Annotated in this window: 10 protein-coding genes and 2 tRNA genes; 3 read left to right on the forward strand and 9 right to left on the reverse strand. The window is 64.1% G+C overall.

Features of this window, described 5'->3' with window-relative positions; genetic code table 11:
• Positions 1–1055 precede the first annotated feature (1055 nt).
• Together AC4CS3_RS11285 and AC4CS3_RS11290 are read left to right on the forward strand one after the other, a co-directional pair.
• Positions 1056–1523 (forward strand): SRPBCC family protein, encoded by a 468-nt coding sequence (locus AC4CS3_RS11285; protein ID WP_490783549.1) that lies wholly within the window; start codon positions 1056–1058, stop codon positions 1521–1523.
• Between the two features lie 136 nt (positions 1524–1659).
• The gene (locus AC4CS3_RS11290) at positions 1660–1785 is read left to right on the forward strand and encodes a hypothetical protein (RefSeq protein WP_490783550.1); all 126 of its coding nucleotides are present in this window, start codon (positions 1660–1662) and stop codon (positions 1783–1785) included.
• A 91-nt stretch (positions 1786–1876) separates the two neighbouring features.
• On the opposite strand, the gene AC4CS3_RS11295 is transcribed toward AC4CS3_RS11290, so the two are convergent.
• From AC4CS3_RS11295 to AC4CS3_RS11325, 7 genes are all read right to left on the reverse strand, one after another.
• A tRNA-Met gene (locus AC4CS3_RS11295) sits at positions 1877–1950 on the reverse strand.
• Positions 1951–2012: 62 nt separating this feature from the next.
• Positions 2013–2084: transfer RNA gene (locus tag AC4CS3_RS11300), tRNA-Thr, on the reverse strand.
• 118 nt (positions 2085–2202) lie between these two features.
• Positions 2203–2565, reverse strand: a complete 363-nt coding sequence (locus AC4CS3_RS11305; RefSeq protein ID WP_490783551.1) for a LysM peptidoglycan-binding domain-containing protein — start codon at positions 2563–2565, stop codon at positions 2203–2205.
• A gap of 233 nt (positions 2566–2798) precedes the next feature.
• Entirely contained in the window at positions 2799–5033 is a 2235-nt protein-coding gene (locus AC4CS3_RS11310) for a DEAD/DEAH box helicase (RefSeq protein WP_490783552.1), read from the reverse strand.
• A gap of 439 nt (positions 5034–5472) precedes the next feature.
• Complete coding sequence (locus AC4CS3_RS11315; protein ID WP_345448680.1) at positions 5473–6135, reverse strand: MOSC domain-containing protein; 663 nt, start codon at positions 6133–6135, stop codon at positions 5473–5475.
• Positions 6136–6156: 21 nt separating this feature from the next.
• Positions 6157–6831 carry a response regulator gene (locus tag AC4CS3_RS11320; protein ID WP_236812356.1) on the reverse strand — a complete coding sequence of 225 codons (675 nt, stop codon included), beginning with the start codon at positions 6829–6831 and terminating at the stop codon, positions 6157–6159.
• Positions 6828–8312, reverse strand: coding sequence for a sensor histidine kinase (locus tag AC4CS3_RS11325; RefSeq protein ID WP_490783553.1), 1485 nt, complete (start codon positions 8310–8312; stop codon positions 6828–6830). Before AC4CS3_RS11325 ends, AC4CS3_RS11320 begins: the two co-directional genes overlap by 4 nt.
• Positions 8313–8403: 91 nt before the next feature.
• On the opposite strand from AC4CS3_RS11325, the gene AC4CS3_RS11330 reads away from it, so the two are divergent.
• Positions 8404–9588: an acyl-CoA dehydrogenase family protein gene (locus AC4CS3_RS11330; RefSeq protein ID WP_490783554.1), complete on the forward strand. Its 1185-nt coding sequence runs from the start codon at positions 8404–8406 to the stop codon at positions 9586–9588.
• Positions 9589–9603: 15 nt separating this feature from the next.
• Here the strand turns inward: AC4CS3_RS11330 and AC4CS3_RS11335 are convergent, their stop codons facing one another.
• On the reverse strand, positions 9604–10968 hold the full coding sequence (locus AC4CS3_RS11335; RefSeq protein ID WP_490783555.1) for an MFS transporter: 1365 nt from the start codon (positions 10966–10968) through the stop codon (positions 9604–9606).
• A complete protein-coding gene (locus tag AC4CS3_RS11340) occupies positions 10965–11492 on the reverse strand; it encodes a winged helix-turn-helix transcriptional regulator (RefSeq protein WP_490783556.1) in 528 nt (175 codons plus the stop codon). Before AC4CS3_RS11340 ends, AC4CS3_RS11335 begins: the two co-directional genes overlap by 4 nt.
• Positions 11493–11512 lie beyond the last annotated feature (20 nt).

Genomic DNA, 11512 nt, shown 5'->3' on the forward strand with positions numbered 1-11512 from the left:
CGGCCACCGCCCCTACCGAATCAAACAGACCAACCATGCCTAAATGCGAAGAGCCCCTTTACCGAGGAGAAGGTCAGATCCGAGCGATTCGCCGCCTACGAAGGAATAGGCAACGCTGGAATGCCTCAATGTCTGGTGGTTAGCCGGAACTTCCAGAGTTCGCGGGAATCGAGCGGGAAACTGCTCCAGGGATCATCCGTCTGGACTTGCGTCCTGCCCTGAGGAAGTACTCTGTCCGTCGTGATTTCAAGATGGGCACGTATCGGCTCACCGGGCACGTGCAGCAATCCGACGCTCAAAAGAATCCCCAGAACAAGCATCATGGGGTGTTGAGCAAAACCTTTCCGAGTACTTTGCGGCGGCATGGTTGCCTACGATTCTTGCGGTTCGCAGGCGCCCCCAAGCGGCAAGCTGTGAAACTTCGGTAGCCAGAGACCTAATGTAAATATACTGCCGGGCATCCTCCCTGCATACAGACAGCGAATTGCCCTGCAGTAGGTAGCGGCCCCGCGCGAACGGCCCCTGCCCTTGATTCGGAAGGATCGTCCGGAGGTGCTGCGAGATCGCGGCACCGTTGGCTACCTGCCGGGACACGGACCACGTAACGAGTGATCCTCGCGAGGAAATGTGCCGCCATTAACAAGTGGTGACCACTCAAGCGATTGCCAAACGGACTGAGTATGGTCTTCCCCGTGCCTTGCCGCCCAAGCCCGGCCCGGTGTGGGCGGCACGAACGCGCCCACGTCAGGGTTCACCCGTACCGTATCCGAAACGCATGGTCTCCGCCCGATGGGTGATGCAACCCCAGTCCCACAAGCAAGAACCAATGCAAGGACGGCGGCTGGACGAACTATCCACAGTTCAAGAACCAAGGGCAATGCGATGCGTACGTGAACCACAACGGCGGCTAATCAGCGAGCACTACGGGGCGACTGTTCATAGAGAATGCCGTCCCCATCCGCCGCAGTCCCGGTACTCACGCCACGCTCCGGTGCTTCTAAGACCGGCCAACATCACCTTGCCCCATGAAAAATCCCCCGAAGGAGAACAGACCAATGCCCGTAACCGACGAGAGCATCGTCATCCCCGTCCCGCCCGAGGTGGTTTTCGACTACCTCAACGACCCCACACACCTCCCCGAGTACGACGCCACCATCCTGACCAGCGAACTCGAAGGCGACGGCCCCGTCCGCGTCGGGTCACGGTTCAAGGGCAGGAGCAAGATCCTAGGCCGGACCTTCGACTGGGTTGTCGAGGTGACAGAGAACGAGCGCCCCACGAAGCAGGTCGTCAAGTCCGTGGAAGGGAAAATCGACTTCACCGGCACCTACACAATGACCCCCGAGACCGGGGGGACCCGGCTGACCTACCGCCTGGAATCCGGCGCGGGCCTCGGCGGAGTTTTCGGCCGTGTCGCCGATGCACTCGTGAACAAGGCGTATGCACGGCAGATGCGCGCCAACCTCGCCACCCTCGCCGAGATCCTCACCGAGCACGGGGAGAGCGAGGAAGCCTCCGGCTGAACGGGGCACGGCCGCGACGAAAGGGCATCTACATCGTGGCCGCATGCCTGACGCACTATGAGTTCGGCCGTGGCCTCGACGCCGAAGCGACGAAGCGACGCGTGCCCGCCTTCGAGATCCGGGATCTGAACTCAAGGTGGAGTACGTCAGGCTGCGCTACCCTACCATCGCCGACAACAGCCAACCAGGGGAACTGAAGGACCACGTCGACAAGGCGATCCGGGTTCTCGAAGCGTATCTCGAAAAGAACTCCAAGGAATGACCGAACTAATGAATTAGTTGGGTTTCCGTTGGATCAGGTACTTAAAACAGCAGCAGGCCAGAAGCGAAACGCCTCTGACCTGCGGAAACTGTAGCGGTGGGGAGGCTCGATCTCCCGACCTCACGATTATGAGTCGTGCGCTCTAACCAACTGAGCTACACCGCCACGAATGAGAAAAACCTGCGTCAAGCCGGTCAAAAACCGCCTTGACACAGGCCCTCATTCAGAGCCCCCCACCGGAATCGATCCGGTGACCTCGTTCTTACCAAGAACGCGCTCTACCACTGAGCTAGGGGGGCAACGAGTAAATACTCTACCGGACGATTTCTCAGGCCACAAATCGGCTGCGGGACAAGGAAAAACGGCGCCGACACAATTTGCATCCGCACCGGATTCTTGAGCCGGAAAGCGTCCGAATTAGGGCAGGCGGAGCACTTGGCCCGGGTAGATGTGGTCCGGGTTGGGCACGGTATCCGCGTTCGCTGCGATCAGGGCATCCAAGTCGACGCCGAACTGCATGGCGATGCCGCTCAGGGTATCGTCTGCCTCCACTACGACTTCGGTGACCTGCCCTGCGCCGGGGGCGGGAGCACCGGCGTCGGGCACTGCGGGGCCGGGAGCCGCGAGAGCTTCCGCTGACGCCTCGGGCCTAGCTCTTTGGACCGTCTCCCCCGTTGAGGCTTGAGCGGCCTCCCGCGGGGCCTCAGAGGCCCGTCCAGTCCGCTTGTGTTCGGCCTTGTCGAAGCCGAGGTTCTTCTTCAACCCATCAAGGAAACCCATGAACCCACCTTTCCACACCCGCGGGCCGCGCGTCTTCCCCATGTTTGGTTTGGGAAAGCGTTTACGACGCGGCGGGTCGGTCATTCTCGATCCTCTGGGCCGTCAAACATGGGGAAAACGGTACAGTCAGGCGTGCGCGGGACCTGGGCCGGCGTTAAAGGCGGGCCGTCGTTAAACAGCCAGAGGCCGGCTCGAAAGCCGGCCTCTGGCAAAAACCCAGGAACTAGTCCTGTTTACCACTTACCCTTGCGGTTGAAATCGCGGTTGCCAGCGTCGCCGCCAGTGCGCGGCTTGCGTGCGCCTCGGTCGGCGTAGCTGCCCGTTCCGGCGCCGGCACCGGCGCCGCTGCGCTCGCTGTAGGAACGGCCGCCGCGGTCAGCGGAGGAACGCTCGCCACCGGAGTAACCGCCGCGGTCAGCGGAGGAACGCTCGCCACCGGAGTAACCACCACGGTCGCCTTCGGTCTTACGGAACTCCTTTTTGAAGCCACCGTTGCCCTTGAAGTTTCCGCCACGGTCTCCACCGGAGTAGCCACCACGGTCGCCGCCGCGGCTGCCACCGGAGTAACCGCCACGCTCGCCGCCACGGTCAGAGGCAGGCTTGCGACCGTTGTCCAGCTCGAGGTGAATCAGCTCGCCGCCGATCCGGGTGCGGGACAGTGCGCGCAATTGCTCGGGGCTCAAGTCCGCCGGAAGCTCCACCAGGGAGTGGTCCGAGCGGATGTCGATGCCGCCGATCTGTGCCGAGGAGATCCCGCCTTCGTTGGCAATGGCGCCAACGATCGAACCCGGCATGACGCGCTGGCGGCGTCCGACGGCGATCCGGTAGGTGGCGTTGCCCTCGGTCAGGGTGCGGGTCGGGCCACGGGAACCGAAACCGTCCTTGGAGCGCTCGCGCTTCTGGAATTCCGGCGCAGCCGGCAGTTCCTTGACCAGGAGCGGCTGGCCGCCCTGTGCCATGACGGCCAGTGCAGCGGCGATCTCCGAAGCCGGAACGTTGTGCTCTTCTTCGTAGGAGGAGATCAAGTCACGGAATGCGGCAACGTCCTCGGATTCGAGGGTCTCGGTGATCTTGTCTGCGAACTTGCCCAGACGCAAGGTGTTGACCGTCTCGGCGGTGGGCAGGTGCATCTGCTCAACCGGCTGGCGGGTGGCCTTCTCGATCGAACGCAGCAGGTACTTCTCCCGCGGCGTCATGAACAGGATGGCGTCGCCGCTACGGCCTGCACGGCCGGTACGGCCGATGCGGTGGACGTAAGACTCGGTGTCGTGCGGGATGTCGTAGTTGACCACGTGGCTGATGCGCTCAACGTCAAGGCCGCGGGCCGCGACGTCGGTGGCGACCAGGATGTCGATGCGGCCTTCCTTCAGCGCGTCGACAGTTCGTTCGCGCTGCTGCTGTGGAATGTCACCGTTGATCGCGGCGGCCTGGAAGCCGCGGGACTTCAGCTTGTCAGCCAGGTCCTCGGTTGCCATCTTGGTGCGCACGAAGGCGATAACGCCGTCAAACTCTTCCACCTCGAGGATGCGGGTCAACGCGTCGAGCTTGTGCGGGCCCATGACCTGCAGGTACCGCTGGCGGGTATTGGCGCCGGTGGTGGTCTTGGACTTGACCGAGATCTCGGCCGGGTTGTTCAGGTACTGCTTGGACATGCGGCGGATCTGGCTCGGCATGGTGGCGGAGAACAGCGCGACCTGGCGGTCTTCCGGGGTCTGCTGGAAGATCTGCTCAACGTCCTCGGCGAAGCCCATGCGGAGCATCTCGTCGGCTTCGTCCAGTACGAGGTACTGCAGCTCGGACAGGTCCAGGGAACCCTTGGAGATGTGGTCGATGACGCGGCCCGGGGTACCGACAACAACCTGTGCACCGCGGCGCAGGCCAGCAAGCTGCGGGCCATAGGCGGAGCCACCATAGACAGGGAGAACCGTGAAGTCATCGATGTGCTTGGCGTACGAGGTGAAGGCCTCGGCAACCTGGAGCGCAAGCTCGCGGGTCGGGGCGAGAACCAGGGCCTGGGTCTTGCGGGACGGGCCGTTGAGGTCGTGGAGTTCGGCCAGGCGGGACAGTGCCGGTACTGCGAATGCTGCAGTCTTACCGGTGCCGGTCTGGGCGAGGCCGACGACGTCGCGGCCTTCGAGCAGCAGCGGAATGGTTGCTGCCTGGATCGGAGACGGCTTCTCGTAGCCGACGTCCTGCAGGGCCGCCAGGACGCGGGGGTCGATTCCGAGGTCGACGAAGCGGACGCCCTCTTCCTCTTCTTCGACGGGTGATTCGGCCGGGGCCTCAACCGAGGCCGAAGCCTTTGCGGGTGCCTCAGCTTCAGCGGGTGCCTCAGTGAAGGCAGGAGCCTCAACCGGGGCCGGAGCCTCGATGAATTCAGCGGCAGGTGCGGTTTCGGCGATCTCGACGGCGGTCTCTGCTTCTTCAGCAGACTCGGCGACGAACGGGTCGTTCAGGTTTTCGGGCATAGGGGAAAGTTTCCTCATCCATAGGGGGCCAGTCGGCGCGGCCCGGTTGGGCTTGGCCGCAGTACACGTTGCGAACAGAAGAACCCGAAGGCCCTGGTGCTCGCAAGAAGTCCGGCGCTGTCGCAATCCCATGGCAGGACTTCCCGCTGCATCTCTTGGCTGCTATCTCAGCAGTCTGTACAGCGTTTTCTTCGCCCGGCTCTCCCTATGAAACTGCCCACACACATTTTGCGGGCCCCAACACTGACCAGTCCTGCCTCAAGAATTGGGCAGGAAAAAGGGATTTCCGGAGTGGGGGATAGTTCAAGTGTAGGGCACAGATTAGTCCCTTGGCGACATAACGGTCGACGGCGGCGGTGAGCTTGCGCACAAACCCGCCACCAGCGCCCTCAAGGGCGCCCCTCAGGACGTCCGTTCGAGGACGTCGTTCGAAGGCGGATCAGGCGTCCACCCCGTTGCGGCGCATGAGCTTTTCGAAGCTGTCGTGGTAGTCGGACTGAAGCAGGACTTCTCCGTCGGCCTCTGCGTCGAGGAGCAACTGCATGTCATCGAGGTTGGGGTTGCTGAACCACTGCCCCACCGTGATGCCATGTTTCGGCACAAACAGTTTGTGGATGTAGTCCCCGGCCGAAATGGAACCGGTCTTCACCACGCGCAGATAGGTGCCGACGCGTCCAGCTTCCGTGAACCGCTTGACCCACTGCGGTTCATTCATGCGGCGTTGGAACGTTGCGCACGGCACACGCGGGGAGGTGACCTCGACTTCGACGTCCAGGCCGATCTTCCACCGTTCGCCGATCACGGCACCGCTCGTCTCGATCCCGGCTACGCGGAGGTTCTCCCCGAAGATCCCGGCGGGCATGTCCCTCTGGAGTTCACCCGCCCAGTAATCCGCATCCGCCTGGGAGTACGCATAGAGCGCTTGGTCCTCGCCCCCGTGGTGGATCCGGCTCGCCTGGATGTCTCCGTGGATTCCCAGCTTGTGGACCTTCACCGGCCCGTCAACGGGGCGCTTGTCAATGGCCGTCACTCCGACCGACCCTTCGGGATCGGGCAGGAGTTCGTATACCCGGCAAACAGCAAGCAACGATGCGGTATCCATAACTACAGTCTACGTACGCAGCTACGGATCGAAGCGATATCCCATGCCGGCCTCGGTGTGGAGATGGCGGGGCTGTGCAGGGTCGCGTTCGAGCTTGCGCCGGAGCTGGGCAATGTAGACACGCAGGTACTGGGTCTCCTTCGCGTAGGCCTGTCCCCAGACCTGGGTGAGGATCTGCTGCTGGCTGACCAGCCGGCCGGCGTTGCGCACCAGCAATTCCAGGATGTTCCACTCCGTGGGTGTCAGCCGCACTTCTGCGCCGTCTTTGGTGATCTTCTTTCCGGCCAGGTCAACCAGGAAGTCGGCGGTCTGGAGCGTCGGCACTTCGTGCCGGGGCGCTGCCCGCCGCGAGGCGGCACGGAGCCTGGCCAGCAGTTCGTCCAGGCCGAAAGGCTTGGTCACGTAGTCGTCGGCTCCGGCGTCGAGGGCCTCTACTTTGTCTTCCGAACCGTGCCGGGCGGACAACACGATGATGGGCATGCTGCTCCAGCCGCGGATTCCTTTGATCACATCCACGCCATCCATGTCCGGAAGCCCAAGGTCGAGCACCACGATGTCCACGGGCTGCTGGGCCGCCGCCTTAAGCGCATCCGCGCCGTTGCCCACGCTGATGGCGTGGTAGCCGTGGGCATGGAGATTGATTTGCATCGCGCGGGCGATCTGCGCCTCATCTTCCACGATCAGCACGAGGTTCAAGGCCGCCCTCCTGTCCACAGAGGGAGTGTGACCACCATGGTCAGCCCGCCTCCCGGCGTCGCCTCAGCCATGAGCGTACCGCCCATGGCCTCCGTGAATCCCTTGGCGACAGCGAGTCCCAAACCGATTCCGCTGCGGCCGTCCCGGCTGGATGGAGAATCATCGAGTCGTTGGAAAGGCTGGAAAAGCTCCAGGACTGCCGCGGGCGCGATCCCCGAACCATGGTCCATCACCCGCAGTTCGCTGGCCGGCCGACCGTCCGCCGTGATGCCCGCTCCGGTCCGGGCGACCAGCACAACATCGGAGTCAGGTGCGTATTTCACTGCGTTTTCCACGAGGTTCGCCACGACGCGTTCCAGTATCCCGGCGTCGGCCTCTACATACGGAAGGTTGGCCGGAAGCTCGTTGCGGATGCGCTCCCCCGGCACGCCTCGCAAAGCCTCCGGCATGATCTGGTGCCAGCCCAGTCCGCGCAGCAGCGGGTTCACGGCATCCGCGGTGATCCGGGACATGTCCAGCAAGTTATCCACCAAGTGATCCAAGCGGTCCGCGTAGTCCTCGATGGTGGCCAACAGTTCGCGCTCGTCTTCGGGGGCAAAGGTCACGTCTTCCTGCCGCAGGCTGCTGACAGCAAGCTTGATGCCCGCCAGCGGAGTGCGGAGATCATGGGAGACGGCGCGCAGGATCGAGGTCCGCATTTTGTTGCCTTCGGCCAGGCGCACGTTGTCCTGCCTGCTCTTGACGAGTTGCTGGCGCTCCCGCAACGCCACCACGAAGGCGCCGAACGCCGCGAGCATGCGCCGATGCTGTTCGGAAAGCGGCCCGCCCCGGAGCAGGAGCGTGTAGTTGCGATCGACGACGGCGGCATGGTCGGCTGCCGCATGGGTCACCGGCGGTTGAAGCCCGGAGCTTGCAAGGACCTGCCAGTTGGGTCCGGGGGCGTCCGGCGAGTCGAAGGTGGAGAGCAGCGTCACCGCCTCCATGCCGAGGTTGACGCGGATCTTGTCCAGGAAAGACTCGAGGCTGCCGTCCGAGCTCAGGATACGAAGGGCCAATTCGCTGAGGGCTTTTGCTTCGGCGCCGGAATGCGCGGCCTCCTGGGCCCGTCGGGTCGCCAAACCGACGGCGAGCGCCACTCCGCACGCCACAGCAAGGAAGATGACCAAGGTGAGAAGCGTGGCGGGATCCGCGATCGATAGGGAGCCCACCGGTTCGGCCGAGAAGTAGTTCAAGAGCATGCTGCCGAGGACGGCGGAGACCACGGCCGGCCATAATCCCCCGATTGCGGCAACGGCGGCGGAGACGGCCAGCTGGAAGAGCATGATCATGGCGAAGTTCCGGTATTCCAGCACGGATACGATGACTTCGATGGCAGAGGGTAGCAGCAGGGCCAGGACCAGGCCTGCCAGGATGCGGCGTCGCCCGATCCCCTTGGCTGCCCGAAGCTGCAGCCCTATTGCGTTCACGTCCGCGGCGGCCATGGCTCAATTCTGGCACGGCGCGGGTGCCGCGCCCGCGTCCACGGTCTCTGCAGGACGCTTCGGGGAACATGTCCGGCCTTAGGATGCTGGCATGAGCCATTCAACGACGAATACCTCCGATGTCCTTGCCCTCGATTCCCTCTTGAGCCCCGAGGAACTGGTGCTTCGCGAGAAGGTACGTGATTTCACCGACCAGCGGATCCGGCCGAACATCGCCCGCTGGTACGAGGACGCGGTGTTCCCGCGGGAACTGCCGGCGGAACTCGGCGAACTCGGCGTCCTCGGCATGCACCTGGAGGGCTACGGCTGCCCGGGCCGCACCGCCGTCGAATACGGCCTCGCCGCGATGGAACTCGAGGCCGGCGATTCCGGCATCCGGACCTTCGTATCGGTCCAGGGCTCCCTGGCCATGACGGCGATCCACAAGTGGGGCAGCGAAGAGCAGAAGGAGCAATGGCTCCCGCGCATGGCAGCCGGCGAACTGATCGGCTGTTTTGCCTTGACAGAGCCGACGGCGGGTTCGGATCCGTCGTCGATGGCCAGCTTTGCGCGACGCGACGGGACGGGCGACGACGCCGGCTGGGTGCTGAATGGTTCGAAGCGCTGGATCGGGATGGCATCGATCGCCGACGTCATGATCGCGTGGGCAAACACTGACGACGGCATCCGGGGCTTCCTGGTTCCCGCCCGAACTCCGGGAGTCACGGCGACTCCCATCGACGCGAAGCTCTCCATGCGCGCCTCGATCCAGTGCGATGTGGTGTTCGACGCCGTCCGGCTCGGTCCGGAAGCCCTCCTCCCGGGTGCCGTTGGCCTCCGCGGCCCGTTCTCCTGCCTCAACGAGGCGCGATACGGCATTGCTTGGGGTGCCATGGGCGCGGCCCGTGACTCCTACGAGGCCGCGCTCGAATATGCCGGAAGCCGCATGCAATTCGGCAGACCCTTGGCCAGCTACCAGTTGACCCAGGAGAAGCTCGTGAACATGGTCCTGGAAATCCAGAAGGGCACCATGCTCGCGCTACATCTTGGACGGCTCAAGGATGCAGGCAAACTGCGACCGGAACAGATCTCGTTGGGCAAGCTCAACAATGTGCGCGAGGCAATCAAGATCGCCCGCGAAGCCCGCACCATTCTGGGTGGCAACGGCATCACGCTGGATTACCCGCCGTTGCGCCATGCCAACAACCTGGAATCAGTGCGCACCTACGAAGGGACGGACGAGGTACACACGCTGATCCTGGGCCAACACATCACGGGGGTTCCGGCTTTCCGCTAGCTTCCAGCGCGAGGATCAGGCTCCCACAGGAACCGGTTCCTTCTTCCCCGCGTCCTTCTTCTTTGTATCCTGGCGGATTGTGGCGCTGATGACGGCGGCCACCGTGCACATCGCTGCCGCGCCGATCCATGCATAGGTGTAGTGGCCCGTGGCGTCCCGGATGTAACCTGCGAGCAACGCGGCGGCCGCGGCCCCGAGCTGGTGCGCGGCGAAGACCCAGCCGAACACCACCGAACCGTCCGCCCCGAACACCTTCCGGCAGATGGCCGCCGTCGGGGGTACAGTGGCTACCCAGTCCAGGCCGTAGACCACAACGAACAGGATCATGCTGGGTTGTACCGTGGACCCCAGAAGCACGGGCAGCACCAACAGCCCGACCCCGCGGAACTGGTAATAGACGGCCAGGAGCACCTTGGGATTGAAGCGGTCCGTCAACCACCCGGAAGCGATGGTGCCCACGATGTCGAAGATCCCGACGACGGCCAGCAAGCCTGCTGCGGTGGTTTCCGGCATTCCGTGGTCGTGCGCCGAGGGAATGAAGTGGGTGCCGATCAGGCCGTTGGTGGTGGCACCGCAGATGGCGAAACCGGCAACCAGTGCCCAAAAGGTCCGCACTTTGCTGGCGCGTTTGAGGACCTGCAGGGCCCGCACGGCCGCGTTAGGCGTCTTGGCGCCTTCAGCTTGGGTGGCGTCCGCGACAGGGGCGGCATCCGCCGTCGTCGGCTGTTCTTCTTCGGCACCGTAAGGCTGGACCCCGACGTCGGCGGGCGAGTTCTTGAGCCAGCGCAGCACGAGCGGCACTACGGCAAGCGCTCCGGCTGCGATCAGCAGCGAGGCGCCGCGCCACCCCGGGCTCTGCGCGAGCACCGCGATGAAGGGCAGGAACACAAGCTGGCCGGCAGCGCTGCCCGCCGTCAGGATGCCGATCACCAGTCCGCGGTTCTTGGAGAACCACGTGTTGGCGATGGTGGCCGCGAAAACGAGGGCCATGGAGCCGGTACCGAGCCCGATCAGCACACCCCAGGTCAGCAGGATCTGCCAGGACTGGTTGACGAACACCGTCAGCGCGGAGCCGAGGCCGATCAGGCAGAGGGCAATCGAGGTGACGGTGCGGATGCCGAAGCGTTCCATGAGCGCGGCAGCGAAGGGCGCCGTGAGGCCGAACAACACCAGGTTGATGCTGACGGCGAGCGACAGGACGGTTGTTGACCAGCCGAATTCCTGCTGCAGCGGCACCATGAGCACCCCGGGCGCTGCACGGAATCCGGCTGCGCCCACAAGTGCCAGGAACGCGACGGCGGCCACCATCCAGGCGGGGTGCAGGCGCCGTTTCCGCGGAGTCTTGCCAGCTGAAAGTCTGGTCGGGTTGGGTGCGGTCATGCGGAGGGCTCCGATTCGTTCGGGAGGTCGCGTCTGGGAGGAGCTGTGGCCAAGGCCAACGGGTGTTCGGATCGCGTGAGGCTATGCCAGCTGGTGTTGGCCGCGGTCAGGCGGGACCCGCAGTGGGAGCACGTGTCGGCCGACGCCGTCGGCAGTCCGCAACCGTTGTGGATCACGCGCATGTGGGCATTGTCGGCCGGGGCATCGAGATGTTTCTCGGACCAGAGGATGATGGCGTTCAAGACGGGCAAGGCATCTTCGCCCTTCGGGGTGAGGACGTACTCCTGGCGCGTGCGGGCGCCATCCAGGTAGGCCCGTTGGGCAAGGAGGCCCGCTTCAACCAGCCAACCCAGTCTTTTGCTGAGGACGTTGTCTGCGATGTGGAGCCGGGTCTTGATGGCGTCGAAGCGACCGTTGCCGAAGAAGACCTCCCGCAGCACCAGGCTTCCCCAAGGGTCTCCGAGGATATCGAGGCCGCGGGCCAGGCTGCACGTCCGCTCGGACCAATCGGATCGTAAGGGCATGGTTTGAGATTAGCTGGCTT

The sequence above is a fragment of the Arthrobacter sp. SE2 genome (assembly GCF_058244265.1).

What these genes read in the sequence shown, in the direction of transcription:
- AC4CS3_RS11285 (WP_490783549.1), top strand. Translation starts at nt 1,056, where the DNA reads ATGCCCGTAACCGACGAGAGCATCGTCATCCCCGTCCCGCCCGAGGTG.
- AC4CS3_RS11305 (WP_490783551.1), bottom strand. Translation starts at nt 2,565, where the DNA reads ATGGGTTTCCTTGATGGGTTGAAGAAGAACCTCGGCTTCGACAAGGCC.
- AC4CS3_RS11310 (WP_490783552.1), bottom strand. Translation starts at nt 5,033, where the DNA reads ATGCCCGAAAACCTGAACGACCCGTTCGTCGCCGAGTCTGCTGAAGAA.
- AC4CS3_RS11315 (WP_345448680.1), bottom strand. Translation starts at nt 6,135, where the DNA reads ATGGATACCGCATCGTTGCTTGCTGTTTGCCGGGTATACGAACTCCTG.
- AC4CS3_RS11325 (WP_490783553.1), bottom strand. Translation starts at nt 8,312, where the DNA reads ATGGCCGCCGCGGACGTGAACGCAATAGGGCTGCAGCTTCGGGCAGCC.
- AC4CS3_RS11330 (WP_490783554.1), top strand. Translation starts at nt 8,404, where the DNA reads ATGAGCCATTCAACGACGAATACCTCCGATGTCCTTGCCCTCGATTCC.
- AC4CS3_RS11335 (WP_490783555.1), bottom strand. Translation starts at nt 10,968, where the DNA reads ATGACCGCACCCAACCCGACCAGACTTTCAGCTGGCAAGACTCCGCGG.
- AC4CS3_RS11340 (WP_490783556.1), bottom strand. Translation starts at nt 11,492, where the DNA reads ATGCCCTTACGATCCGATTGGTCCGAGCGGACGTGCAGCCTGGCCCGC.